This window comes from Arthrobacter sp. TJ-238 (assembly GCF_058269215.1).
The window spans coordinates 1-26,324 of sequence record NZ_JBZCNH010000010.1 but is presented as its reverse complement, the minus strand read 5'-3'; the positions used below and the strand labels follow the sequence as shown (position 1 = coordinate 26,324).

The 26,324-nt window shown below is 70.7% G+C and carries 21 protein-coding genes and 1 tRNA gene; 10 read left to right on the top strand and 12 right to left on the bottom strand.

The features are described from left to right. Positions 1–6 precede the first annotated feature (6 nt). Positions 7–780, bottom strand: coding sequence for a fumarylacetoacetate hydrolase family protein (locus AC4D2O_RS17620; protein WP_490908666.1), 774 nt, complete (start codon positions 778–780; stop codon positions 7–9). Positions 781–956: 176 nt separating this feature from the next. Further along, positions 957–1,097, bottom strand: coding sequence for a hypothetical protein (locus tag AC4D2O_RS17615; protein ID WP_490908665.1), 141 nt, complete (start codon positions 1,095–1,097; stop codon positions 957–959). Between the two features lie 206 nt (positions 1,098–1,303). Here AC4D2O_RS17615 and AC4D2O_RS17610 point away from each other — a divergent pair, with 206 nt between their 5' ends. Continuing rightward, positions 1,304–2,344, top strand: coding sequence for a hypothetical protein (locus tag AC4D2O_RS17610; protein ID WP_490908664.1), 1,041 nt, complete (start codon positions 1,304–1,306; stop codon positions 2,342–2,344). Between the two features lie 457 nt (positions 2,345–2,801). Beyond that, entirely contained in the window at positions 2,802–4,376 is a 1,575-nt protein-coding gene (locus AC4D2O_RS17605) for a putative bifunctional diguanylate cyclase/phosphodiesterase (RefSeq protein WP_490908663.1), read from the top strand. 67 nt (positions 4,377–4,443) lie between these two features. Here the strand turns inward: AC4D2O_RS17605 and AC4D2O_RS17600 are convergent, their stop codons facing one another. Both AC4D2O_RS17600 and AC4D2O_RS17595 read right to left on the bottom strand, forming a co-directional pair. After that, complete coding sequence (locus tag AC4D2O_RS17600; RefSeq protein WP_490908662.1) at positions 4,444–5,550, bottom strand: branched-chain amino acid aminotransferase; 1,107 nt, start codon at positions 5,548–5,550, stop codon at positions 4,444–4,446. A 97-nt stretch (positions 5,551–5,647) separates the two neighbouring features. Next, positions 5,648–6,712, bottom strand: coding sequence for a 3-isopropylmalate dehydrogenase (locus AC4D2O_RS17595; protein ID WP_490908661.1), 1,065 nt, complete (start codon positions 6,710–6,712; stop codon positions 5,648–5,650). 111 nt (positions 6,713–6,823) lie between these two features. Between AC4D2O_RS17595 and AC4D2O_RS17590 the strand changes: the two genes are divergently transcribed. The 5 genes from AC4D2O_RS17590 (at position 6,824) to AC4D2O_RS17570 (ending at position 13,133) form a co-directional block, all read left to right on the top strand. Beyond that, on the top strand, positions 6,824–8,029 hold the full coding sequence (locus tag AC4D2O_RS17590) for a sensor histidine kinase (RefSeq protein WP_490908660.1): 1,206 nt from the start codon (positions 6,824–6,826) through the stop codon (positions 8,027–8,029). Between the two features lie 224 nt (positions 8,030–8,253). Continuing rightward, the gene (locus tag AC4D2O_RS17585; protein WP_490908723.1) at positions 8,254–8,883 is read left to right on the top strand and encodes a LuxR C-terminal-related transcriptional regulator; all 630 of its coding nucleotides are present in this window, start codon (positions 8,254–8,256) and stop codon (positions 8,881–8,883) included. A gap of 138 nt (positions 8,884–9,021) precedes the next feature. Then, positions 9,022–9,810, top strand: a complete 789-nt coding sequence (locus AC4D2O_RS17580; RefSeq protein ID WP_490908659.1) for an ABC transporter ATP-binding protein — start codon at positions 9,022–9,024, stop codon at positions 9,808–9,810. A gap of 1 nt (position 9,811) precedes the next feature. Continuing rightward, positions 9,812–12,373: an ABC transporter permease gene (locus tag AC4D2O_RS17575; protein WP_490908658.1), complete on the top strand. Its 2,562-nt coding sequence runs from the start codon at positions 9,812–9,814 to the stop codon at positions 12,371–12,373. A gap of 220 nt (positions 12,374–12,593) precedes the next feature. Then, the gene (locus AC4D2O_RS17570) at positions 12,594–13,133 is read left to right on the top strand and encodes a hypothetical protein (protein WP_490908657.1); all 540 of its coding nucleotides are present in this window, start codon (positions 12,594–12,596) and stop codon (positions 13,131–13,133) included. 22 nt (positions 13,134–13,155) lie between these two features. Here AC4D2O_RS17570 and metG read toward each other — a convergent pair whose 3' ends face one another. From metG to ilvD, 7 genes are all read right to left on the bottom strand, one after another. Then, positions 13,156–14,727, bottom strand: coding sequence for a methionine--tRNA ligase (metG, locus tag AC4D2O_RS17565; protein WP_490908656.1), 1,572 nt, complete (start codon positions 14,725–14,727; stop codon positions 13,156–13,158). 57 nt (positions 14,728–14,784) lie between these two features. Next, a complete protein-coding gene (locus AC4D2O_RS17560; protein WP_490908655.1) occupies positions 14,785–15,714 on the bottom strand; it encodes an acetamidase/formamidase family protein in 930 nt (309 codons plus the stop codon). Positions 15,715–15,740: 26 nt separating this feature from the next. Next, positions 15,741–17,333 (bottom strand): phosphoglycerate dehydrogenase, encoded by a 1,593-nt coding sequence (gene serA, locus AC4D2O_RS17555; RefSeq protein ID WP_490908654.1) that lies wholly within the window; start codon positions 17,331–17,333, stop codon positions 15,741–15,743. Positions 17,334–17,459: 126 nt separating this feature from the next. After that, the gene (ilvC, locus tag AC4D2O_RS17550) at positions 17,460–18,485 is read right to left on the bottom strand and encodes a ketol-acid reductoisomerase (RefSeq protein WP_490908653.1); all 1,026 of its coding nucleotides are present in this window, start codon (positions 18,483–18,485) and stop codon (positions 17,460–17,462) included. A 48-nt stretch (positions 18,486–18,533) separates the two neighbouring features. Next, positions 18,534–19,052 (bottom strand): acetolactate synthase small subunit, encoded by a 519-nt coding sequence (gene ilvN, locus AC4D2O_RS17545; protein WP_490908652.1) that lies wholly within the window; start codon positions 19,050–19,052, stop codon positions 18,534–18,536. Between the two features lie 2 nt (positions 19,053–19,054). Beyond that, positions 19,055–20,941, bottom strand: a complete 1,887-nt coding sequence (locus tag AC4D2O_RS17540; RefSeq protein WP_490908651.1) for an acetolactate synthase large subunit — start codon at positions 20,939–20,941, stop codon at positions 19,055–19,057. Between the two features lie 356 nt (positions 20,942–21,297). Next, entirely contained in the window at positions 21,298–23,025 is a 1,728-nt protein-coding gene (ilvD, locus tag AC4D2O_RS17535) for a dihydroxy-acid dehydratase (protein ID WP_490908650.1), read from the bottom strand. A 262-nt stretch (positions 23,026–23,287) separates the two neighbouring features. On the opposite strand from ilvD, the gene AC4D2O_RS17530 reads away from it, so the two are divergent. Further along, positions 23,288–23,767, top strand: coding sequence for a hypothetical protein (locus tag AC4D2O_RS17530; RefSeq protein ID WP_490908649.1), 480 nt, complete (start codon positions 23,288–23,290; stop codon positions 23,765–23,767). A 27-nt stretch (positions 23,768–23,794) separates the two neighbouring features. On the opposite strand, the gene AC4D2O_RS17525 is transcribed toward AC4D2O_RS17530, so the two are convergent. Continuing rightward, on the bottom strand, positions 23,795–24,757 hold the full coding sequence (locus tag AC4D2O_RS17525; RefSeq protein WP_490908648.1) for a 2-hydroxyacid dehydrogenase: 963 nt from the start codon (positions 24,755–24,757) through the stop codon (positions 23,795–23,797). A gap of 105 nt (positions 24,758–24,862) precedes the next feature. On the opposite strand from AC4D2O_RS17525, the gene AC4D2O_RS17520 reads away from it, so the two are divergent. Together AC4D2O_RS17520 and AC4D2O_RS17515 are read left to right on the top strand one after the other, a co-directional pair. Next, the gene (locus AC4D2O_RS17520) at positions 24,863–26,014 is read left to right on the top strand and encodes a PQQ-dependent sugar dehydrogenase (RefSeq protein WP_490908647.1); all 1,152 of its coding nucleotides are present in this window, start codon (positions 24,863–24,865) and stop codon (positions 26,012–26,014) included. Between the two features lie 180 nt (positions 26,015–26,194). Beyond that, positions 26,195–26,267: transfer RNA gene (locus AC4D2O_RS17515), tRNA-Lys, on the top strand. Positions 26,268–26,324 lie beyond the last annotated feature (57 nt).

Here is a 26,324-nt window from a genome sequence, read left to right as displayed (position 1 = left end):
CGTGGCTCAGCGGCGCGCTGGGTTGGACAGGCGCCCGATGCCCTCGATGTCGACCTCGTAGCGCTGGCCGTCGGTGATCATGCCGACACCGGCGGGCGTCCCGGTGAGGATGATATCCCCGGGCAGGAGGGTGAACGCCTGCGACACGTAGGCCACGAGTTCGCGGGCGCCCCAGATCATGTCGCTCGTGGAGCCGTCCTGGCGGAGGTCGCCGTCGAGGGTCCCGCGGATGGTGAGGTTCTCGGGGTCCAGGTCCGTCTCGATCCACGGGCCGATCGGGCAGGACGTGTCGAAGCCCTTGGCGCGCGCCCACTGGTCGTCCGTCTTCTGCACGTCGCGCGCCGTCAGGTCGTTGGCGCAGGTGTAGCCGAACACCACGTCGTCGACGCGCTCGAGCGGGACGTCCTTGCAGATGCGGCCGATCACCACGGCCAGCTCGGCCTCGTAGGAGATCTGGTCCGAGAAGGACGGCAGCATGATCGGATCACCCGGACCGATCACGGACGTGTTGGGCTTGAGGAACATCAGCGGTGCGGCCGGCGTCTCGCTGCCCATCTCCTGGATGTGGTCGGCGTAGTTCCGGCCCACCCCCACCACCTTGCTGCGTGGGATGACGGGCGCCAGGAGCCGGACGTCCTCGAGCCCGTGGCGGACGCCGGTCAGCTGGACGCCGCCGTAGAACGGGTCGCCGTGGATGACGGCGACCTCCTCACTCCCGGGTGGGCCTTCCACTACGCCGAACTGTGGGTCATCATTTACGACAAAGCGTGCGATTCGCATGCCGCCCAGCCTAGCCTGAGCCGTTCCCCGGGCGCGGACAGGGTTGCTGCCTGCAGCGGCGCTTAACGACCTACCGCGGGCACCCTCCCCAGAGGGTGCCCGCGGTGTCAGCCCTGCATCACTTGCTGAGACCCCACGGCGATCCCTAACGGATCGCCGTGACCTGCCGAGTGTGCTTAACCGGGCCAGTTGTTGACGCGGTCGAGCGAGGAGACGGGCGCGACGACGCCGGCCTTCGCAGGGGCGGCGGTGGCTGCGGCAGCCCCGCCGGTGACCAGCAGGGTGGCGAGCAGGAATGCGGAGGTAAAACGCTTCATGGTGTTTGTCCTTTGGCTCAATCGACAGTCTATTGGAGTCCCGCCTCTACCACGAGCGGTTCAATAATCATCGTAAGCCACACCAGTCACTTTGGTAACACTTTTCCCAAATAATTTCAGACATTTTTATGTGGGCATGGTCGCAGCTCGGCGGAGGCCGAATAATGGGGGGCGTAGCCCGACCACGCGGAAAGCCGAAGGTGCATATGTCAGACGAGGAAGCCGCCGGCCAGCGGCTGTTGCTCGAGCTTCGGGCGCGAGATGCCTGGAACCAGCGCGATTACGAGGGCGCGCAGCGTGTTGCGGAGGAATTGGCGGCTGCCGCGCTCCAGGCTCGTGACGAACTCGGCTGGTGGCACGCTACTTTTCTCGTCTCTGAGTGTCTGCGCAAGCAGGGCAAGATGCAGGAATCGTGGGTGACGGCCGAGATGCTGGGAAAACATCCCCTGACCGAGGGGTCGAAGGCCCTGCGCGCGAAGGTCTCCACCCTTGCCTCGCTCGCCCTGCAGGGTACCGGGAACCTAGCCCTCGCTGTCGCCGCCGCCCGGCAGGGGGTGGAGGACGCGACGGGCAGCAACGAGGACGTCAGCCTCGAGATCGACGCCCGCCATGCGCTGGTGGCGGCGCTCGCCGACAGCGACCAGCTGGAGGCCGCCTGGCAGGAATGCCTCGTCCTCGTCGACCTGCTCCCCCTTCAACCGGCCAGCAAGTACGTCGGCCAGTCCTACTGGATCATCGGCAACGTGGCGTTCCTGCTCGGACGGGTCTCCGAGGGTGTGGAGTACCACCAGCTGGCGGCCGAGAACCTCTCGCCCACCAACGACCTAGACCTGTGGGCGCGTTTCAACCGTGCCTCGGCGTCGCTGCGGCTTGCCGCGGGTGCCGTCGGACCCGAGACCCTCGAGTGCATCGAACGGGCCGAGCTCGCGAGTTCGATCGTCGGCGGGACCGAAAGGGATCGTATGGAACTCAAGCTGACACGTGCTCAATGGTTGGTCCTCACAGGACAGCTCGACGCGGCCGTCGACCAGCTCACCGACATCATCCACAAGAAGCACCTGCTCGCATCGCATATGGCCGCTCAGGCCCACCTCCTGCTCGGGCAGGCACTGTCAGCGCGCGGCAGCAAAACCGAGGCCCTAGGCAATTTCAGGGTGAGCGAAGACCTGTTCCTCCAGTCCGGCGCACGCGACAGCGCATCGGCCGCGCACGCGCTGATCCGCGGCATCCAGGAAGTACCAGGCTGACAGCCCCGTGACGATGTCAAGCAGAATCCCCGACCGAGGCGGGCGTGCGATCCACCCCAGGCATCGCGTACGTTGATGAACAGGTCCCGATCGGGCTGGGCGTTTTCCCCCATTACTCCCACCCCGGTCGGGACTTCCTGCTGACCCCGGCCTCCGCTGCAGCGCCCCTCCATGCGGCGCGCGCTCACGGTCCCGGCGACGGCAGCGAGCGATGCTAATCTTTTCCCGTCACGCGGACCTTGGGCTGTGCACTCCGCGCCCGCCCGCCCGCCGCGCGACGGGCTCGCCGGCCCGGCCGGTGCGCCCTCCACCACTTTCTTCGACGGCGGCAGCCTGGGGGTAGCGCCATGACAACGGCTTCCGACCGCACAGCAGCGAGGTCTCGCCTCGGCCCCGACATGCGGGCAGCACCGCTGGACGCGCAGTCGACAGCGGCCCGGAATGTACGCTGGACCCGATGAGCTCCGATGACAAGGACCCCCGGCTCGCGATGCTCGTCGAGAGCATCGTGCGCCTCTCGCGCGGGGAACTCAGCAGCCGGATCGAGCCTTCCAGCGCACGGGACGAGGTCGACGCCGTAATCACCGGCGTGAACCTGCTCGCCGAGGAGCTCGAACAGGTCTACGAGCAGTTCGAGAAGCGCGTGGAGAGCCGCACCGCCATGCTCCGCCAGGCACACCTGGACATGATGAAGATGGCGATGTCCGACGCCCTCACAGGCCTCGCCAACCGCGTCGCCCTCATGGACGCCATCGAGGAGGCGCTCAACCAGGCGGCCCGGGGGACCCCGCCTCCCGCCCTGCTGCTCCTGGATCTCGACAGCTTCAAGAACGTCAACGACCGCTTCGGTCATGACGCCGGCGACCGCGTGCTGCAGGAGGTGGCCTCCCGTCTCAACAGCGTGGTCCGGGAGAGCGACGTCGTGGCCCGGCTCGGCGGCGACGAGTTCGCGATCCTCCTGCCCGGCGCCACCATGGACACGGCGATGCACGTCGCGCGCAGGGCCCTCGAGGTCCTCGGTGAGCACATCCGCCTCGACTCCCTGTACGTCCACGCGCGCGCGAGCATCGGCGTCCGTCTCGGTACCGCCGACCAGACGGCGGAAGAGCTCCTGCTCGACGCCGACACGGCCATGTACGCGGCCAAGCGCGAGGGGCGCAGCATCATCAAGCTCTTCGAACCGGTGATGCTCTACTCCCGGCAGCTCCGGAGCCAGATGGCCACGGAACTCCGCGGCGCCATCAGCTCCGACGAGCTCGTGCTGCACTACCAGCCGGTGGTGGAACTGGCCACCAACCGGATCCTCGGCGTCGAGGTCCTGGTGCGCTGGCAGCACCCCCTGCGGGGTCTGATCCCGCCGGACACCTTCATCCCGCTCGCGGAGGAGATCGGCGTCATCCACGACCTGGACCGCTGGGTGATGTCGACGTCCCTGCGCCAGCTCGCGCAGTGGCGCCGGGACCTCCCCCTCGACGACGACTTCCAGCTGAGGGTCAACCTGTCCGCCGTCGAGCTCAAGCAGCTCGACCTCGTGGACCACATCCGCGGCCTGCTCCGCGAGCTCGACCTCCCGGCACGCAGCCTCGTGGTGGAGATCACCGAGACGGCGATCGTTACGCGCGGCGAGGTGGAGATGTACTCGCTGCTGAGCCTGCAGCAACTGGGTGTCGGGATCGAGATCGACGACTTCGGGACGGGGTACTCGTCCATCAGCTACCTCCGCGAGCTGCCCGTCAGCATGGTGAAGGTGGACCGCTCCCTGCTCGTGGAGCTCAACACGCGGCCGGGTCAACTCGACTTCGTCGCCGCCATCCTGCAGCTCATCCGCGCTGCGGGCCTCGAGGCCGTGTTCGAGGGCATCGAGACGCGTGAGCAGGCGGCCCAGCTGCGGGAGATGGGCTGTGCGAGCGGTCAGGGCTACTACTTCAGCCGACCCATGCCGGCGGAGGAGGCGGGGGCGCTCCTCGCCACGACACGCCACCTGCGGGTCGGCGAGGGGGTCGACGGCCCCGAGCGGGCTGCTTCCCGCTGACTCTCCCGGGGACGGGGACGGCGCCCGTCCGCCCTGGGAGGGGCGGGTGGGCGCCGTCGGGCCGTGCTCAGACCAGGCGCGTCAGCCAGCCGTGCGTGTCCTCCACGGCGCCGGTCTGGATGCCCAGCAGCTGGCTCCGGATGGACATGGTGACCTCTCCCGCCGCGGAATCGGCGGCTCCGATGTACTCGTCGCCGTCACGCAGTCGGCCGATCGGCGTGATGACGGCGGCCGTGCCGCACGCGAACACCTCGGTGATGTCGCCGGCAGCGACACCGTCGCGCCACTCGTCGAGGGTGATCTTGCGCTCGACGACGTCCAGCCCGCGGTCGCGACCGAGCTGGATGATCGAGGACCGGGTGACGCCCTCGAGGATGGTGCCCGAGAGGGCCGGGGTCACGAGGGACCCGTCGCGGAAGACGAAGAACACGTTCATGCCGCCCAGTTCCTCCACGGCGTTGTCGTTGAACTGGTCGAGGAAGAGCACCTGCTTGCAGCCGTGCGCCTCGGCCTCCAGCTGGGCGGCGAGGGACGAGGCGTAGTTGCCGCCGGCCTTCGCCGCACCCGTCCCGCCGCGCCCTGCCCGGGCGTAGTTCCGGGAGACCCAGATGTCGACCGGCCTGACCTCCCCGCCGAAGTAGTTGCCTGCGGGGGACGCGATGACGCGGTAGGACACCTCGCGCGCGGGCCGCACGCCGAGGAACGCCTCGGTGGCGATCATGAACGGCCGGAGATACAGGCTCTCGCCGTCCCCCGACGGGATCCAGTCCTGGTCGGCGGCGACGAGCTGGCGCAGTGATTCGAGGAACAGCTCCTCGGGCAGCTGGGGAAGCGCGAGGCGCGCCGCGGACCGGTTGAGGCGGGCCGCGTTGGCGTCGGCACGGAACGTCCATACGGAGCCGTCGGCGTGGCGGTAGGCCTTCATGCCCTCGAAGATCTCCTGCCCGTAGTGCAGGACGGCGGCCGCGGGGTCCAGGGCGATGGGACCGTAGGGCTCGAGGCGGGCGCTGTGCCAGCCACCGACACCGGACTCGTCGACGCGGAAGTCGACGATCGCGGTGTGGTCGGTGAAGAAGTTGCCGAAGCCCGGATTCGCGAGCACCGCCTCCCGCTCCTCGACCGGTGTGCGCCGGGTCGACAGGTGCTGGGCGAACGGGGTTTCGGTGGCAGTCATGGTTCCTCCGCGCTGGAACGGACTGCACGTGCGGCGCGGCCGCCGTCGTCCGTCGGTGGTCAGTGCTGCGGCACTGGGTTAACGATGTGTAACCACCTTAGGACACGGCAGCGGCGATGGCATCGCCGACGGCGGTCGTACTGCGCGCGCCCGAGCGGGAGGCGATATCCGCTTCGACCGCCTGCTCGATCCGGGCGGCGTGCGCGTCGAGGCCCAGATGCCGGAGGAGGAGGGCCGCCGAGAGGATCGCGGCCGTCGGGTCTGCGATCTGCCGTCCCGCGATGTCGGGCGCGGACCCGTGGACGGGTTCGAACATGGAGGGAGCGGTGCGGTCCATGTTGAGGTTCGCCGATGCCGCCAGCCCGATTCCTCCCGAGATCGCCGCCGCCAGGTCGGTCACGATGTCGCCGAAGAGGTTGTCGGTGACGATCACGTCGAAGCAGGAGGGGTCGGTGACGAGGAAGATCATGGCGGCGTCGACGTGCAGGTAGTCGTGCTCCACCTCGGGGAACTCGACCGCGACGGCATCGACGATGCGCTTCCACAGGTGGCCCGCGTGGACGAGGACGTTGTGCTTGTGGACGAGGGTCACCTTGCGGCGGCGACCCTCGGCCCGCTGGAAGGCGTCGCGCACCACGCGCTCCACGCCGTGCGCCGTGTTGAGCGACACCTCGGTGGCCACCTCGTGCTGGGTGCCGCCCCGCAGTGTCCCTCCGTTGCCGGTGTAGGGGCCTTCCGTGCCCTCGCGGACGACGACGAAATCGACGTCACCGGGGTCGGCGAGAGGGCTGGGGACCCCGGGGTAGAGGCGGGTGGGCCGCAGGTTCACGTAGTGGTCGAGCGAGAACCGGAGCTTCAGGAGGAACTCGCGTTCGATGAGTCCCGACGGCACGAGGGTGTCCCCGGGCGCCGCCCCCACGGCCCCGAACAGGATGGCGTCGTGCGTGCGCAGCCGGTCGAGCGTCGCCTCGGACAGGGTCTCCCCCGTGGCGAGCCAGTGCTGGGCACCGAGCTCGTACTCGGTGAGCGCGACGTCCACGTCCGTGCCGACGGCCGCGAGCAGCACCTTGACGGCCTCTGTGGTCACCTCGGGGCCGATCCCGTCTCCGGGGATGACGGCGAGGTCGATACGGCGGGGAGCGTCGGTCGGTGCGGCGGTCATCGTCCCAGCCTAGGAAGGCGCCCGGGTGGGGTGACAATCCGTCCGCTGGGTGAGACGGGTCCACCCAGGGTCGGATGTGCGGCGTCGGCGCCCGCCCTAGAGTTGGTTGCCATGGACATCCACCTGCGGCTCGCACACTGGGTGCGCACGCATCCCGGGACGCTGGACGTCTGCCTCGCCCTGGCGATCCTCGTCTTCCTGGTCCTCCCCTTCGCCACCAGCGGCGTGCAGGGGTCCGCCGGCATCGTCGCGGTGTCGCTCGCCGTGGTGGTCCCGCTGATGTGGCGCCGGTCCCGGGTGATGCTCTCGGCCGCGATCGTCGCCGGCGTCTCGGTGCTGCAGGTCCTCCTCGGGATCGAGCCGGTCCCCGCGCAGTTCGTCATCCTGATCACCCTCTACACCCTGGCCGCCTACGGCCCGCGCTGGGCTAGCCTCGGCGGCCTTACGCTGGCTCTCCTCGGCGCGGCCGTGGGTCTGCTGCGGTTCGGTGACCTGATCGGGCTGGGCGTCAGCGCGTCCGCGCTCACCTCGGTACCGCTGTACATGATCGTGCTCTTCCTCGTGGAGGCGCTCGTCCTCCTGGCATGGACGATGGGCGACCTCGCGCGGGCCCGCCGCCGGACCTATCAGGCGCTCGAGGACAGGACGCGGCGACTCGAGGTGGAGAGGCAGCAGGAGCGCGACCTCGCCGCCGCGGACGAACGCAGCCACATCGCCCGGGAGATGCACGACATCGTGGCGCACTCCCTGTCGGTGATCATCACGCAGGCCGACGGCGCCCGGTACGCGAGCGCGCAGGCGCCGGAACTGGCCGTGCAGACGCTCGGCACCATCGCCGAGACCGGCCGGGGCTCGCTGCGCGAGATGCGGCGGCTGCTCGGGGTGCTGCGCGGCGACGAGACCGCCTCCACCCGTCCGCTACCCACCCTCGACGACGTCGACTCCCTCATCCAGTCGGTACGGCACTCGGGCGTACGCGTCGCGTGCCGCCGCATCGGCACGCCGCGCGGTCAGCTCCCCCTCGGCGCCGAGCTGACCGCCTACCGCGTGGTGCAGGAGTCCCTCACCAACGTGCTCAAGCACGCGGGTGCCCGCACGACCACCGAGGTGACCCTCGAGTACGGCGTGCGCGGGCTCGCCGTCACGGTCGACGACGACGGGCGCGGCGCGGCGCCCGACCCCGCGACGGCAGGCGCGCGCCAGGGGATCATCGGGATGACCGAGCGCGTCCGGCTCTACGACGGAACGGTGTCGGCGGCACCGCGCATGGGCGGCGGTTACCGCGTGGAGGCCTTCATCCCCTACACCCAGGCCTAGGCTGAGCCGGACAGCCGGGCAGCCGGGCGGCACGGCACGCGTGAAGAGCCGGGAGCGACACGATCCGACAGCATGCAGGACGAGACCAGGAGCGCAGGACCACCGTGGACACCACCACTACCGACGACAGCACCGACGACTACACCGACGACAGCATCAGCGACACCGCACTGATCCGCATCGCGATCGTGGACGACCAGCACCTGGTGCGCAGCGGATTCGCCATGCTCATCAACTCGCAGCCCGACCTCCAGGTGGTTAGCGAGGCGGCCAACGGCGAGGAGGCGGTCAGGGCGCTCGCCATCACGCGCGCCGACGTCGTCCTGATGGACGTGCGCATGCCCGGCATGGACGGCATCGAGGCGACGCGCCGCATCCTCGCCGGCAGGTCCGCCGCTGGGCAGGGGAAGGACGGACCGCGGATCGTGGTCCTGACGACGTTCGACCTCGACGAGTACGCGCTGTCGGCGATCAACGCCGGCGCGAGCGGGTTCCTGCTGAAGGACGCCCCGCCCGAGGAGCTGCTGGAGGCGATCCGGACGGTGCATCGGGGCGACGCCGTCATAGCGCCCTCGACCACCCGCCGACTGCTCGACCACGTGGCGCCGCTGCTGCGCAGACCCTCCCCCGTCCAGGACGCCCAGGCCGAGGCCGTGGCCCGCCTGACGCCGCGGGAGCGTGAGGTGTTCGAGCTCATCGCGCAGGGACTGTCCAACCCGGAGATCGCCGCGCACCTGTTCCTGTCCGAGGCGACCGTGAAGACGCACGTGGGCCACATCCTCGCCAAGCTCGAGGCGCGGGATCGCGTCCAGGCCGTCGTGCTGGCCTACGCGACGGGCGTCGTCCGGCCCTGACGGCCTGGGAGATCTCGCACCGGGTGCTTCCGGTCGTAGGCCGGGAGCCTCCTGCTCATCCCCCGGTATGAGAGGACGGGCCGGAACCCCGGCCCGTGCGCCGATCCCGGGACGTCCGGCGATCCGTAGCGTGGGAGCATGACAACCTCCACGAATCCCTCCGCAGTGCCGCCGGGAGCCCTCGCCGTGTCCTCCTCCCCCGCGGACGGCGCCGTCGCCGCCCGCGGCGTGTCCAAGAGCTACGGCCGCGGCGAGACCGCCGTGCACGCCCTCCGCGACGTCTCCCTCGACTTCGCCCGGGAGCACTTCACCGCGATCATGGGGCCCTCCGGATCCGGCAAGTCCACCCTCATGCACTGTCTCGCCGGACTCGACAGCGTCGACACCGGACGTCTCTGGATCGGCGGCACCGACATCACAGGACTCCCCGACGCCGACCTCACGCGACTGCGCCGCGAACGGGTCGGCTTCGTCTTCCAGGCCTTCAACCTCGTGCCGACGCTGACAGCGGAACAGAACATCACGCTGCCCGTCGCCCTGGCCGGCGGCACGGTGGACGGCGAGTGGCTGCAGCAGATCTCCTCCACCCTGGGCCTCACCGACCGGCTGTCCCACCGCCCCCATGAGCTCTCCGGCGGCCAGCAGCAGCGGGTCGCCGTCGCACGCGCCCTCCTCACCCGGCCCGACGTCATCTTCGGGGACGAACCCACCGGCAACCTCGACTCGGCGACGGGCGCCGAGGTGCTCTCCCTGCTGCGGCGCAGCTGCCGGGAGATGGGCCAGAGCATCATCATGGTCACGCACGACCCCGTGGCGGCCTCCTACGCCGACCGCATCGTGCTCATGAAGGACGGCGCGCTCGTCGGCGAACTCGAGCAGTCCGCGCCGGACGCCATCTCCAGCGCCCTCGCAACGCTGGGGGCCTGACGTGCTGCAGATAGCGCTCGCGCAGGTGCGGGTCCACGCCCGCCGCTTCCTCGCCGTCGGCCTCGCCGTGATGCTCGGCGTCGCCTTCCTCTCCGCCACCCTCATGGTCGGCGCCACCACGCAGGCCAGCCTCCAACAGAGCGTCGGTGCCGCCTACGCCACGGCCGACCTCGTGGTCACGGGGCAGGACGGCGCGGACGTCCCCGCCGACGTCGTCGACCGGCTCGCAGCCCTCCCGGACGTGGCCAACGCCTACGGCCTGGAACGCGCCTACGGCCAGCTCGCCTCCGGTTCGCAGACTTCCCTCGCCGCCTTCACCACCACCGCTCCGGCGGACCTGCGGAACGCGGAGGTGACGAGCGGCTCCTACCCGGGCACCCCGAGCGAGGTGGCGCTGGACGAGGCCTCCGCCGGACGCCTCGGCGTCTCGCCCGGGGACACCGTGGCCCTCGGTGACGGTGCCGATCCAGCCCCTGCCGCCCTGGGGGGCGCCCTGACGGTCACGGGCCTCACCGCGCCCAGCACCGACCCCGCCCTCTCGGGAGCGGTGCAGGTCATCGCGTCCGTCCCGGTGATCCGCGAACTGACCGGCGGTCCCGCCGTCCGCAACGTGCAGCTCGCCCTGACACCCGGGGCCGACGCCGCGGTGGTGCAGGACGCCGTCACAGCTGCCCTGGAGGAGCCCGGCCTCACCGTCCGCACGGCATCCGAGCAGACGCTCGCCGACGTCGCCCGGCTCTCGAACGGCAACGACATGCTCACCGGGATCCTGCTCGCCTTCGCCGCCGTGGCCGTCCTCGTCGCCGGGCTCGTCATCGCGAACACCTTCTCCGTCCTGGTCGCCCAGCGGACCCGGGAACTCGCCCTGGTGCGCTGCATCGGGGCCGAGCGGCGCCAGATCCGGACCTCGGTGCTCGTCGAGGCCGCGATCGTAGGGCTGACGGGCGCCGTCCTCGGCGTCCTGCTCGCCGTCGGCGTGATGGCCGCGCTCGTGGGCCTCGCCCGCGGGACCGACTTCGGCTCCTTCGCAGTCCTTGCCGTCCCGCCGTCGTCGATCCTCATCGGCGTCGCCGTGGGCGTGGTGATGACACTCCTCGCCGCCCTCGTCCCGGCGCGCGCCGCGACGCGCGTGGCACCGCTGGCCGCACTCCGTCCCCTCGAGCCCGTGCACACCGCCGGCAGCGGCGGGAGGATCCGGCTCGCGGCAGGCCTCGCGGCCCTCCTCCTGGGCGCCGCACTCCTCATCCTCGGCGCCGTCACCGCGGCGCTCGGCCCGGCCGTCCTGGGCGGCGCGATCTCCTTCCTCGGCGTCGTGCTCCTCGCACCGTTCTTCATCCCGGCGAGCGTCGCGGCGGTCGGGCGGCTCGCCCGCCCGCTCGGCGTGCCGGGCAGGCTCGCGGCGGTCAACGCCGTCCGCAACCCCGCCCGCACCACGGCGTCCTCGGCCGCCCTGCTGATCGGCGTGACCCTCGTGACCATGATGATGGTGGGTGCGCAGACCGCGCGCACATCCTTCGACCGCGAGCTCGACGACAACTACGCCGTGGACCTCGAAGTGAGGGTGGCCGGTTCCTCCGGCGCTGCAGAGGGCCCGGCATCGACCCGCGTGGACGTGCCCACGCTCCTGCAGGTCGACGGGGTACGGACCGCCGTCGAGCTCACCCCGGTGCTCCTCACCGGCGCGGACGACGGCGCCCAGCTCGTGTACACGGCGGACGCGGACGAGATCGCCGGGGTGCTGCGTTCCGAGGGGGCGGAGTTGCGGGACGGCATGGTCCTCGCGCCCCAGACCTGGGAGCAGGACGAGGTGACCCTCGAGGGCGGGAACGGCCCCGCCACCCTCCCCGTCACCGCGACGGACTCCGTGTTCTTCCAGCCCCTGATCACCCCGGCGACGGCCGAGCGGCTCGGCGGCACGCCCCCGGAGGCACTGCAGGCCTTTCTCGGCGGACCGGCCGGTGCGGGTCCGGCAGCCCCGGTGGCGGACGCGGACGCCTTCGCCGCCGCGGTCGGCTCCACCTTCTGGCTCAAGCTCGCCGACGGACTGGACGCGGAGGGCGTCGCCGAGGTGCAGTCGCGGATCGTCGCCGCCACGGGCATCTCCGAGTACGACGTCACCGGGCCCGCCCTCGAACGGGTGGCGTACAACGAGATCATCGATGTGATGCTGCTGATCGTGACGGCCCTGCTCGCGGTGGCCGTGCTCATCGCGCTCATCGGGGTGGCCAACACGCTGTCGCTCTCCGTGCTGGAACGGCGCCGCGAGAACTCGCTGCTCCGCGCGCTCGGCCTCACCCGGGCACAGCTGCGAGGGATGCTCGCCGTGGAGGCGGTGCTCGTCGCCGGTGTGGCGGCCCTGCTGGGGTCCGCGCTGGGTATCCTCTACGGCTGGCTCGGTGCACAGTCCGCCCTGGGCGGCATCACCCCCGTCAGCCCCGCGGTGCCCGTGGGGCAGATCGGCGCCGTCCTCCTGGTGGCCGTCACGGCAGGGCTCCTGGCCTCCGTGCTCCCGGCCCGCCGGGCGGCACGGCTCTCCCCCGTGGCCGGGCTCGCGGCCGACTGAGGCGCGGTCCGCCGCCACGGGACAGCGGCACGGGCGCGCAGCGCCTGTCCGCGGGCCTCGATGGCGACGGACCCGTCCAGGGGAACCGGAGCCGGATCCCGGCGGACTAGCACGACCGCGCCGGTCGAGGGCATCGGCGAGATGACCGCCGTGCCGCTACCGCTGCCACGCCGCGCTGCCGTAGGGTGATGTGCTGGACAATTCGACGGAAGGACAGGCCATGACGCGCGTCACGGACGGCATCCCCCTGCGCCGGCTGGACCTGGACACCCTGCTGCCCTACCTCGACCTGCATCTCGTGGGTGCGACGAACGGGGTCCGGCTGTTCAAGGCGGCTCGCGTCTCCTGGGCCGGGACCCCGCACGAGAAGGACTTCGAGCGCCTGCGGCAGGAGATCGGCGAGGAGCGCGCCTTCCTCAAGAGGCTGATCAGATCACTGGGTCACCGGCCCGGCGTCGTGAAGATGGCGACCGCGCGGGCCCTGTCAGTGGTGGCCGAGCTCGATCCCCTGAATCCCCTGCGCCGGAAGGCGACCGCGGGAGCGCAACTGGAGCTCGAGGCCCTGCAGTCGCTGCTCAAGGGCAAGGAGGCGCTGTGGTCGACGCTCCTCGCCCTGTCGGCCGAGGCGCCGGCGGACACGGGCGACGCCGTCCTCGACCGGTCGGCGCTCGAGCAGTTGCTGGACGCGTCCAGGCGTCAGCAGGACACCGTGGCACGGATCATGCGGCAGACCGCCCCGGCACGCTTCCTGCGCTACTGACGCTCTCGGACAGCAGGCCCGCCTAGCCGGCCGCCGGCTCCTCGTACTTCGGGAACACCGGCGACGGCGCGGGCAGCGCCGTGCCGGGCTCGATCCGCCCGTCCAGCGCGCTGAACAGGCGGCGCCCGTCGTCGTCCGCCGTGCCCTGGCCGAGCGCGGTGAGGATCTGCCCGGCGCCGGTCGGCATGACGGGCTGCGCGAGCACCGCCACCACCCGCAGCACCTCGAGCGTGACGTAGAGGACGGTGTTCATGCGCTCGGTGTCCGTCTTGCGGAGGACCCACGGCTGCTGGTCGGCGAAGTACGCGTTCGTGTCACCGAGCACCGCCCAGACGGCCTCGAGCGCACGGGAGAACTCCTGCCGGTCGAAGGCCGCCCGGGTCACGTCGAGCAGGGCGTGCGCCTGGTCGAGGATGCGGTGATCCGCCGGGGTGAACTCCCCCGGCTGCGGGACGGCGCCGCCGCAGTTCTTGGCGACCATCGACAGCGAGCGCTGGGCGAGGTTGCCGAAGTTGTTGGCGAGGTCCGCATTCATGCGTCCCACGACCGCCTCGTGACTGTAGGAGCCGTCCGCGCCGAACGGGACCTCCCGCAGGAGGAAGAAGCGCACCTGATCCAGGCCGTACTGCTCCACCCAGTCCGCCGGGGCCACGGTGTTGCCGAGCGACTTGGACATCTTCACGCCCTTGTTGTGCAGGAACCCGTGGATCATGATGCGCCTGGGCACCTCGAGTCCCGCGGACAGCAGGAAGGCGGGCCAGTAGATGGCGTGGAAGCGGGAGATGTCCTTGCCGATCACGTGCACGTCCGCGGGCCAGAACGTCCGGAACCGCTCGGACCCGGTATCGGGGAAGCCCACGCCCGTGAGGTAGTTGGTGAGCGCGTCCACCCACACGTACATCACATGCCTCGGGTTGCCGGGCACGGGGACGCCCCAGTCGAACGTGGTGCGGCTGATGGAGAGGTCCTCGAGCCCGCGCCGCACGAACGAGATGACCTCGTTGAACCGGGGCTGCGGCGCACCGAACTCCGGCTGCGCCTCGTAGAGGTCCAGCAGCTTCTGCTGGTAGGCGGAGAGCCGGAAGAAGTAGCTCTCCTCCTCGGTCCACGTGACCTCGGTGTCGGTCTCCTTCGCGTAGCGCACGCCGTCCTCGCGGACCTCGGTCTCGTCCTCACCCCAGAACGCCTCGTCCCGCACCGAGTACCAGCCGGCGTACTTGTCGAGGTAGATGTCGCCGTTGGCCTCCATGCGCTTCCAGATCTCGGTCGCGGCGGCGTAGTGGTCCTCGTCGGTGGTCCGGATGAACCGGTCGTAGGAGGTGCCCACGACATCGTTCATCTCCCGGAAGGCCAGGGCGTTCCGGGTCGCGAGCTCGCGGACCGGGACGCCCTCCCTGTCCGCTGCCTGCTGCATCTTCAGGCCGTGCTCGTCCGTGCCCGTGAGGTACATGACGTCGAAACCGTCGAGCCGCTTGAAGCGCGCCATGGCGTCGACGGCGATCGTCTCGTAGGCGTGCCCGATGTGCGGCTCGCCGTTCGGGTAGGAGATGGCTGTGGTGATGTAGAACGAGGGCTTTGCGTCTGCGGAGGTCACCCTATGAAATTACCCCGGTCCATGCGGATTCGCCCAAGTGCGAAGACGCGGAGGCGCTCAGGCCCGCCCGAGGGCGTCCAGCCCCAGCACGGCGTGCACGCCCCAGGTCCGGTTCGCGATCTGCGTGACCCGGAGATCGACGACGGCCCCGGCGAGGGCCAGCGCGGCCTTCCGCTCCAGCCCGTGCAGCTGCTGGATCCACGTGAGCATGGCCCCGAGGGCGTCCGCCGTGGCCCGGTTCAGGTCGGCGTCGAAGCCGAAGGTGATCCGCGCGGTCGGGGTGAGCGCGTGGATGGTGTCCAGCGGGGCGTCCCGGAGGACGTCGACGGTGATCGTCGTCGTCATGCCGCACTCGATCGCAGTGCCACCCACCTCGCCGTCGCCCTGGGCCGCGTGGCCGTCGCCGAGGTGCAGCAGCGCGCCGGGCACGGTGACCGGCAGGAAGAGCGTGGAACCGGCCGTGAGTTCGCGACAGTCGATGTTGCCGCCGCCGGCCGGGCGCGGCGGCGTCGTCGAATGCTCGCCCGGTGCGGCGGGAGGCAGACCGACCACGCCGAGGAACGGCGCGAGCCGCACCACGTGCCCGTACTGGTCGGTGCCCGTCCGCGCCTCGGCGTCCAGGTCCCACAGCAGCCAGGCGGGGTCCGTTCCCTCGAGGCCGAGCCGGCGGGCGAACGCGTCGTCGGGCCGCGCGGCCGCGGTCCATCCCCAGTCGGCCGGCTCCAGGGACTCGAAGCGGACCGCGAGCACGTCGCCGGGCTCGGTCCCTGCCACCTCGATCGGGCCCGTGAGCGCGTGGCCCTGCCGGTCCGGGAACCGGTAGGGCGTCACCGCCCCGGGCGTCGGCTGGCGCTCGAGGTGCCCGCGGGCGTCGAGGGACTCGACGATCACGCGGTCCCCGGGAACCACTCGCAGCACGGGCGCGGTGTCACGGGAGAGGACCTGGGTAGCCGTCGCCTGAACGGCGGGCAGGTGGTGCGTGGTCATGGGGGCTCCGTGTCCGGTACCGGCCGTCAGTCCTGCAGATCCACTTCGCGGGCCACGGTCGCGCCGATCTCGGCGCGGATCGCGTCGAGGACGTCCTGCGGCACCGAACTGTCGACCGTCAGGAGGGACAGCGCCTGCCCGCCCTCCTTGTTCCGTGCGACCTGCATGCCGGCGATATTGATATCCCGCTCCCCGAGCAGGCGACCGAGCGCGCCGATCACGCCGGGCCGGTCCGCGTAGAGCAGCACCAGGAGGTGGTCGCTGATGGGGATCTCGAGGTCGTAGCCGTTCACCCCGACGAGCTTCTCCACCTGCTTGGGTCCGGTCAGCGTCCCGGCGACCGAGATCCGCGAGCCGTCGGACAGCGCTCCCCGCAGGCGGAGCACGTTGCGGTACTCGTCGGACTCGGACGTGGTCACGAGACGGGACGTGACACCGCGCTGCTCGGCCAGGAGCGGCGCGTTCACGTAGGACACCTGCTCGGAGACGACGTCCGTGAAGACACCCTTGAGCGCCGCGAGTTCGAGGGCCTTGACGTCGAGCGCCGCGATCTCCCCCGCCACCTCGATGTCGATCTGCGTGAGCGAGGCGTGGGTGAGCGCCGTGAAGATCCGGCCCAGCTTCTCCATGAGCGGGATGCCCGGGCGGACGGCCGGATCGATGACGCCGCCGGCCACGTTGACCGCGTCGGGCACGAGCTCGCCGGCCAGCGCCAGCCGGACCGACTTCGCCACGGAGACGCCGGCCTTCTCCTGGGCCTCGACGGTGGACGCCCCGAGGTGCGGGGTCACCACCACGCTGTCGTGCGCGAAGAACGGCAGGTCGGTGCTCGGCTCCGCCACGAAGACGTCCACGCCGGCTCCGGCGATCTGCCCCTGCTCGAGGGCGGCCTGCAGGGCCTCCTCGTCCACGAGCCCGCCGCGCGCCACGTTGACCACGTAGGCGGTGTCCTTCATCAGGGCGAAGGCCTCGGCGCCGAGCATGCCCACGGTCTCGGGGGTCTTCGGCATGTGGATGGTCACGAAGTCCGACTCGCGCAGGAGCTCCTCGAGGGACACGAGCCGCACGTTGAGCTGGGCGGCCCGCGCGGAGGTGACGTACGGGTCGTACGCGAGGATCTGCGTGCCGAAGCCCTGCAGCCGCGCGGCGACGAGCGCACCGATGCGGCCGAGCCCGATGATGCCGATGTTCTTCTCGTAGAGCTCCGTGCCCGAGTACTTCGAGCGCTTCCATTCGCCCGCCTTCAGGGCCGCGCTGGCCTGCGGGATGTTGCGCGCCAGGCTCAGGATGTGGCCGACGGTGAGCTCGGCGGCGGAGATGATGTTCGACGTCGGCGCGTTCACGACCATCACGCCGGCCTGGGTGGCGGCCTTGATGTCGACGTTGTCGAGTCCCACGCCGGCGCGCGCGATGACCTTCAGCTTCGGGGCGGCGCGGATGGCCTCCTCGTCCATGCGGGTGGCCGAGCGGACGAGGACGGCATCGACGTCGGCGAGGGCTCCGAGGAGCTGCGCGCGGTCGGCACCGTCGGTGCTGCGGATCTCGAAGTCGGGTCCGAGGGCCTCGACGGTGGCGGGTGAGAGTTCCTCGGCGAGGAGCACGACGGGCTTGGTGGTCACGGGGATTCCTTCGGGGCGGGAGGGGCGGGATCGGGGCGCGGTCCGGGCGGACCGGCACCGGACACACGTCCGGCAGGGTACCCGCTCGTCGTCGAGCGTCGGGCGGGTGCCCTGCCGGGAGGGAGGCTAGCGCGCGACGGAGCCCTCGGTGTAGTCGTCGCTCGTCTTGATCCACGAGAAGAGCTTGCGGAGCTCGCGGCCCGTGCTCTCGATCGGGTGGTCCTCGCCCTTCTTGCGCAGAGCGGCGAACTCGGGCGCTCCGGCGTCCTGGTCGTCGATGAAGCGCTGGGCGAAGGCACCGCTCTGGATGTCCGCGAGGACGGCCTTCATGTTCTCCTTCACCTCGGGGGTGATCACGCGGGGGCCGGAGACGTAGTCGCCGTACTCCGCGGTGTCGGAGACGCTCCAGCGCTGCTTGGCGATGCCGCCCTCGACCATGAGGTCGACGATGAGCTTGAGCTCGTGCAGCACCTCGAAGTACGCGACCTCGGGCTTGTAGCCCGCCTCGGTCAGCGTCTCGAAGCCGTACTGGACCAGCTGCGAGGCGCCGCCGCACAGCACGGCCTGCTCGCCGAAGAGGTCGGTCTCGGTCTCCTCGGTGAAGGTGGTCTCGATGACGCCCGCGCGCGTGCCGCCGATGGCCTTCGCGTAGGACAGGGCGAGGTCGCGCGCCTTGCCGGAGGCATCCTGCTCGACGGCGATGAGGTCGGGGACGCCGCGGCCGGCCTCGAACTCGCGGCGCACGATGTGCCCGGGGCCCTTCGGCGCCACGAGGGCGACGTCGACGTCGGACGGGGGCTGGATGTAGCCGAAGCGGATGTTGAAGCCGTGGCCGAAGAACAGGGCGTCGCCGGCCTGCAGGTTCGGTGCGATGTCGTCCTTGTACACGTGGCGCTGCACCTGGTCGGGGGTGAGCACCATGATGAGGTCGGCCTCGGCGGTGGCCTCGGCGACCGACAGGACCCGGAGCCCCTCGGCCTCTGCCTTGGCGCGTGACGCCGATCCCTCCTTCAGCCCGACGCGCACGTCGACGCCGGAGTCCCGCAGGCTGAGGGCGTGGGCGTGGCCCTGGCTGCCGTAGCCGATGACGGCCACGGTGCGGCCCTGGATGATGGACAGATCGGCGTCGTCGTCGTAGAACATCTCGGTCACGGGTGTTTCTCCTTGTGTGGGTGGTGCTGGAATGGGGGGCGGGTGCGCTCAGGCGCTGCGCAGGGCCTGACTCGAGCCGCTCATCGACTTGGCGCCGCGGCCGATCGCGAGCGTGCCGGACTGCACGATCTCGCGGATGCCGAACGGCTCGAGGACGGACAGGAGCGCCGAGAGCTTCTCGGGGGTGCCCGTGGCCTCGATGATCAGCGAGTCGATCGCCACGTCGACCACGGACGCGCGGAAGAGGTCGGCTGCCTGGGTCACCTGCAGGCGCGTGGCGGCGTCGGCCCGCACCTTGATCAGCATGTGGTCGCGCTGCACCGACTGCTCCGTGGTCAGTTCCACGATCTTGAGCACGTTGATGAGCTTGTTGAGCTGCTTGGTGACCTGCTCGAGGAGGTCACCCTCGGCCTCGACCACGACCGTGATGCGGGACATGCCGGCGATCTCGGTGGGGCCGACGGCGAGGGAGTTGATGTTGAACGCGCGCCGGGCGAAGAGGCTGGCCACGCGGGTCAGGACGCCGGGTACGTCCTCGACGAGCACGGAGAGTGTGTGTCGTGCCATGGTCAGTCCTCCTGCTCCCACGTCGGGGTCATGTTCCGGGCGATCTGGATGAGGTCGTTGCTGACGCCCGAGGGCACCATCGGCCACACCATGGAGTCCCGGCTCACCACGAAGTCGATGACCACGGGGCGGTCGTTGATGGCCAGTGCCTGCTCGATGGTCGCGTCGATGTCCTCGTCGCGCTCGCAGCGCAGACCCACGCAGCCGTACGCGTCGGCGAGCTTCACGAAGTCGGGCACACGGACGGTGTCGTGCCCCGTGTTGAGGTCGGTGTTGGAGTAGCGGCCCTCGTAGAACAGGGTCTGCCACTGCCGCACCATGCCCAGGGAGGAGTTGTTGATGACCGCGACCTTGATGGGGATGTTGTTGATCACGCAGGTCGCGAGTTCCTGGTTGGTCATCTGGAAGCAGCCGTCGCCGTCGATCGCCCAGACCACGCGGTCCGGGGTGCCGACCTTGGCGCCCATCGCGGCGGGCACCGAGTAGCCCATGGTGCCGAGTCCGCCGGAGTTGAGCCAGGCATGCGGGCGCTCGTACTGGATGAACTGGGCCGCCCACATCTGGTGCTGCCCCACACCGGAGACGAAGACGCCCTCGGGGCCGGTCAGCTCGCCGATGCGCTTGATGACCTGCTGGGGGGCCGAGAGGCCGTCCTCCGGCTGGGTGAAGCCCACCGGGTAGGTCTCGCGCAGGTGGTCGATGGTCCTCCACCAGGCGGAGATGTCGGGGCGTTCCTGCGCCTCGAAGCTCTCGCGCACGGCGGCGGTCAGCTCCGGGATGATCTCCTTCACGGATCCGACGATGGGCACGTCCGCGGTGCGGTTCTTGGAGATCTCCGCGGGGTCGATGTCCGCGTGGATGACCTTCGCGTTCGGCGCGAAGCTGGACAGCACGCCGGTGACGCGGTCGTCGAAGCGGGCGCCGAGCGTGATGAGGAGGTCCGCCTGCTGCAGCGCGGTCACGGCGGAGACGGAGCCGTGCATGCCCGGCATGCCCACGTGCTGCCGGTGCGAGTCGGGGAAGACGCCGCGGGCCATGAGGGTGGTCACCACGGGGGCGCCGACGAGTTCGGCGAGCTCCTTCAGCTCCGCCGAGGCGTGGCCCTTCACGACGCCGCCACCCACGTAGAAGACGGGGCGCTGCGAGCCGCTGATGAGGCGGGCGGCCTCGCGGACCTGCTTCGCGTGGCCGCGCACCACGGGCCGGTAGCCGGGGATGTCGACCTTCGGCGGCCAGGAGAACGTCATCGTGGACTGCTGGGCGTCCTTGGCGACGTCGACCAGCACGGGGCCGGGACGGCCCGTGGTGGCGATGTGGAACGCCTCCGCGAGGACGCGCGGGATGTCCTGGGCGTCGGTGACGAGATAGGAATGCTTGGTGATCGGCATGGTGATGCCGACGATGTCCGCCTCCTGGAAGGCGTCCGAGCCGATGAAGGCGCTGGACACCTGGCCCGTGATGGCGACCATGGGCACCGAGTCCATGTGCGCGTCCGCGATGGCGGTCACGAGGTTGGTGGCACCGGGGCCGGACGTCACGATGCAGACGCCGGGTCGGCCCGTCACCATCGCGTACCCCTGGGCCGCGTGGCCGGCGCCCTGCTCGTGCCGCACGAGGATGTGGCGGAGCCGGGTCGAGGCGAGGAGCGGATCGTACGTGGGCAGGATCGCCCCGCCGGGGAGCCCGAAGACGTCGTCGACGCCGAGTTCCTCGAGAGAGCGCACGATGGCCGCGGAACCGAGCATCTGGACGGGTGCGACGACGTTGTTGGGTCCACGGACGGCGCTCGCCGGGATGTCCCGGACGGGTGCGGTCTCACGGGCAGGTGCTGCAGGAGGTGCTGGCCTTGCTGCCAACAGCGCCGGGCTGATGGGCGATCCCTTGGACATCTGACAACTTCCTTTGGAACGTACGCTGCACTGCTGCAGGCTGAACTTCGGATTTCCGTGGCGCTGGTTCCCTGCCGACAGGTCATGTCAACAAAAAAACCCCTCGGCCTGGTCGGGCTCTGCGAGGGGTTGCGCGTGACTGCAGTCGTCTACGGGACGGGCTTCAGGCCACGCGCTGTATAAGGACGACGACCACGGGTTCGAGCTGCATATCTGTAGTTTCCACGCCCTCGCGAAAGAGTGTCAACCGACCCCGGTCCGATCTCACATCGTGGACACCCTGTCCGGTGAGTGGACATTAACCCGATGCCGCCGAGCCGGGACGGGAGGGTACCCGCCCCGGCTCGGAAGGGGCCCTAGCCCGTGTACGCCCCCTGGGAGGCGGAGTGCACGAGCTTCGCGTATTTCGCCAGGACGCCCTTGGTGTAGCGGGCGGGCAGCGGCTCCCAGCCGACCTTCCGCTGCTCGAGCTCGGCCTCGTCGACGAGGAGGTCGAAGCTCTTCGCCGCGATGTCGACGCGGATGCGGTCGCCGTTGCGCACGAAGGCGATCGGACCGCCGTCGACCGCTTCAGGCGCCACATGGCCGATGCACAGGCCCGTGGTTCCTCCGGAGAACCGGCCGTCGGTGAGCAGGAGGACGTCCCTGCCGAGGCCGGCACCCTTGATGGCGCCGGTGATCGCGAGCATCTCGCGCATGCCGGGGCCGCCCTTGGGTCCCTCGTAGCGGATGACGATGACGTCGCCGGCCTGGATCTCTCCCGCGTCGAGCGCGTCGAGCGCACCCTGCTCGCGCTCGAACACGCGGGCGGTGCCCTCGAAGACGTCGGCATCGAAGCCGGCGCTCTTCACGACGGCGCCCTCGGGGGCGAGGGAACCGTGCAGGATGGTGATGCCGCCGGTCTTGTGCATGGGGTTGTCGAGCGCGCGGAGGATCTTGCCGTCCAGGTCCGGCGGGTCGATCTCCGCGAGGTTCTCCGCGAGGGTCTTGCCGGTCACCGTCAGGCAGTCGCCGTGCAGCAGGCCGGCGTCGAGCAGCGCCTTCATGATGACGGGCACGCCGCCCACCTTGTCGACGTCGAACATGACGTAGCGGCCGAAGGGCTTCAGGTCCCCGAGGTGCGGGATGCGGTCACCGATGCGCGTGAAGTCGTCGAGCGTGAGCTCCACCTCGGCCTCACGGGCGATGGCCAGCAGGTGGAGGACGGCGTTGGTCGAGCCGCCGAAGGCCATCGTGACCGCGATGGCGTTCTCGAACGCCTTCTTCGTCATGATGTCGCGGGCCGTGATGCCGAGGCGCAGCAGGTTGACGACGGCCTCGCCGGACTTCCGGGCATACAGGTCGCGGCGGCGGTCGGCCGACGGCGGAGCCGCGGAGCCGGGGAGCGACATGCCGAGGGCCTCCCCGATGCAGGCCATGGTGTTCGCCGTGTACATGCCGCCGCAGGCACCCTCACCGGGGCAGACGGCGCGTTCGATGCTGTCGAGGTCCTTCAGGCTCATCTTCCCGGCGGCACAGGCGCCGACGGCCTCGAAGGCGTCGATGAGGGTGACCTCCTTCTCGGTGCCGTCCTCGAGCTTCGCGAACCCCGGCATGATGGTTCCGGCGTACAGGAACACGGAGGCGAGATCGAGACGGGCGGCCGCCATGAGCATGCCCGGCAGGGACTTGTCGCAGCCGGCGAGGAGCACGGAGCCGTCGATGCGTTCGGCCTGCATCACGGTCTCGACGGAGTCGGCGATGACCTCACGGGAGACGAGCGAGAAGTGCATCCCCTCGTGGCCCATCGAGATGCCGTCCGACACCGAGATCGTGCCGAACTGCATGGGGAACCCTCCCCCGTCGCGCACGCCCTCCTTGGCTCCCTCCGCCAGGCGGTTGAGGGACAGGTTGCAGGGGGTGATCTCGTTCCAGGAGCTGGCCACGCCGACCTGCGGCTTGGCGAAGTCGTCGTCACCCATACCCACGGCACGCAGCATCCCGCGGGACGGCGCCGCATGGATGCCGTCCGTGACGACGCGGCTTCTCGGCTTGATGTCTGGCGTTGTTCCCGACGTTTTTTCAGGCGTTGTTTCCACGGTCATGCCTGAAGTCTAGGCCCGGGTAACAGGACGGTTTCGCCATGTGACCGCCCTGTTACAGGCCGGCGCATGCCTGCTGAACCCCGATCGGCCGGGCCGGCAGGCCCTTCGTGCGGAGGTGGACCCTCCGGTACAGTGTGGGTCTCACGTGCCGATCCCCCGTCCCGCCGCCCGGGCTCACCGCAGGCGGAGCGGACCCCCCCCGGGCACCCGGACCGACAGTTTCCTGCCCCCTCTCCTACCTCTACTACCGCAACGGCGTGATATGTCTCCCGATGAGCCGCACGACTCCAGCAGGCCGCTCGACGGCGGGCAGGGGCTGAAGAACGCCCTGCGCCGCGTCTTCGACGGGCAGATCCCGAACTACGGCGACTACAACCTCGTGTTCGCGGACGGTCACGCCAAGGAGGCCAAGGAAGCCCGGGCTGCGCGCCGTACCGCCACGGCCTACGTGGTCGGCTATCGCTGGAAGCCGGCCGAACTCATGATCGCGCCCGTGGATCTTGCGGCGATCACGGGAGCCGGGGTGCCCGTGGAGGTCAACATGACCAATCTCGCCCATGCCCTGCAGTGGGACGACGACGGCAGCTACGAGGTGGGTACGAGCACAGGGCGGGTCTTCCGCTTCGCCGTCGCCCCGGCTCCCGTCCTCGACATCGGGCCGGGGACGCCGCTGCGGCTCGCGCAGGACGTGGACGTCGTCGACTTCACGTCCTTCATGGACGCCTTCATCGCGATGTCCTGACCGGCACCCGGTCCTCCCCGCCGCCGGCTACGCCCAGGGGCCGCGCCGCACGAGGTTGTCGGGCTCCTCGCCGTCGCCGAGCCGCTCGATCTGCCGCCGGAGCAGCGCGAGGATGCGCGGCGGGAACGCCTCCGTGTTGCCTCCCACGTGGGGCGTGATGATGACGCCGGGAGCCCGCCACAGCGGATGGTCCGCGGGGAGCGGCTCGGGATCCACGACGTCGAGCGCCGCCTTCAGCCGTCCGGCGGTGGCCTCCCGCGTGAGCGCGTCGGTGTCGACGACGGCGCCGCGGGCGACGTTCACCACCAGGGCGCCGTCGGGCAGCGCGGCGAGCACCTCGCTGCCGATGAGCCCTCGGGTGGCGTCGGTGAGCGGGGTGATCACGACGACGACGTCGTGGTGCGGGGCCAGCTCCACGAGCTCGTCGCTGCCATGGACGTGCCCCAGCTCGTCGTCGCGCGCGGAGCTGCCCACCCGGGTCACGTCCGCCTCGAAGGTGGCAAGGCGCCGGCGGATCTCCTCCCCGATCCCGCCCACGCCGACGAGCAGCACCCGCCGGTCCGCGAGGCCCGGGTAGCGGGCGCTGTGCCAGCGGACCTCCGCCTGCTGGCGCACGGCGTCGTCGATGCCCCGCAGCGAGGCCAGGGCGAGCCCCACGGCGAGTTCGGCCGTGGCAGCGGCGTGGACGCCCGCCGCGGTGGCGATGGCGACATCGGGTCCCACGAGGTCCGCGACGCCGTCGTAGCCCGTGGACTGCGTCTGCACCAGCCGGAGGTTGGGGGCGGCGTCGAGTGCGCCGTCGAGGTGGGCGCGGCCCGTGTAGGGAAGGACGGCGGCGTCGAGCGTGGCCGGGTCGACGCCCTCGGGCGGGGCGGTGAAGTCCCAGAGCACGACGTCGACGGCCGGGGACGCATCCGCGAGCGCCTCCTGCAGGTCGGCGGAGGGGACGCTCACGGTCCGGACGATCGGGGCGGTAGCAGGGTTCGTCATGGCGCCAGCCTAGAGGGAACCGCGCGGCGCCGCCCTCCCCCTGTCCCCCGGCCCTCGGGAGCCGGAGGGGTGGACACGTCCCGCGCCCCGTCCTAGGGTCGGACCATGGCAGCCGCCCGACGGCGAACCGCCCGCCTCCTCGCACGGGCCCTCGCCCCGGCAGCCGCGATCCTGATCGCCGTTCCCGGGTGCTCCCCGGCGGCGCCCGAACCGGACCCGCTGTACGCCGGGGCATCCGCGACCCCTGCCCCACCGCCCGCAGCCTCCGCCTCCCCTGACAGCGCCGCCGCACTCCCGGGCCTCGTGCACCGCGGGGACGCGGCGACCGGGCTCGGCCTGCCGTGGTCGGTGGTGGTACTGGACGACGGCTCCCTCCTCGTGTCCGATCGCGAGACGGGTGAGATCGAGCGCGTCGGCGACGGGACCACCGACGTCATCGGCAGTGTCCCGGACGCGGCGTCCGCGTCGGGAGAGGGCGGCCTGCTCGGACTGGCCGTCAGCCGGACGGGACCAGGGGCCGGTGAGCCCGACGCCGTGTACGCCTACTACACCTCGGCGCAGGACAACCGCGTGGTGCGCCTGCCGTGGACCGACGGACGGCTCGGCATGCCGGAGCCGGTCCTGACCGGCATCCCGAAGGCGGAGATCCACAACGGCGGGCGGATAGCCGTCGGACCGGACGGCCACCTGTACATCGGCACCGGGGACGCCGGGGTCCGGGACCGTGCGCAGGACCCGGCGGATCTCGGCGGGAAGATCCTGCGGATCACGGTCGACGGCGGGATCCCCGGGGACAACCCGACGCCCGGGTCGCCGGTCTACAGCCTGGGCCACCGCAACGTGCAGGGGCTCGCCTGGGACTCCGCCGGTCGGCTGTGGGCCTCCGAGTTCGGGCCGGAGGTCGACGACGAGCTGAACCTCGTGGTGTCCGGCGGGAACTACGGGTGGCCGGAGGTCACCGGAGCGCCCGGCGACCCCCGGTACACCGACGCCCAGGTGGTGTGGCCGTCCACGGCGGCATCCTCCCCCAGCGGCATGGCGATTCTCGGCGACGTCGCCTACATCGGCGGGCTGCGGGGCCAGCGGCTCTGGCAGGTCCCGCTCGACGACGGCACGGCGGGCGAACCCGTCGGCCACTTCGACGGGCAGTTCGGGCGGCTGCGCGACGTGGCGGCCGGCCCGGACGGGTCGCTGCTCGTGGCGACCAACGAGCCCGGCGGCGCGAGGATCCTGCGGATCGACAGGGACACCGGCTGACAGCGGCTGACCTTGGGGGAGGACGGCTGGGGACCGGGTGAGGACGGCCGCGGACCGGGCGGAAGGGAGGGGTCGGGAAGGGGGCTGAGCCGCCGGTTTCATGTTTCGGCCGAACTGCTGGTAGAGTTTCATGCTGTTGCGGATGACCGGAGCGAGTGAGATCGTGAAGGAAAACGCCAGGCACCTCTAGCTCAATTGGCAGAGCAATTGACTCTTAATCAATGGGTTCCGGGTTCAAGTCCCGGGGGGTGCACCCGAGAAAGGCCCTCTCACTAGCGGAAACGCTTGGTGAGGGGGCCTTCTTCATTGC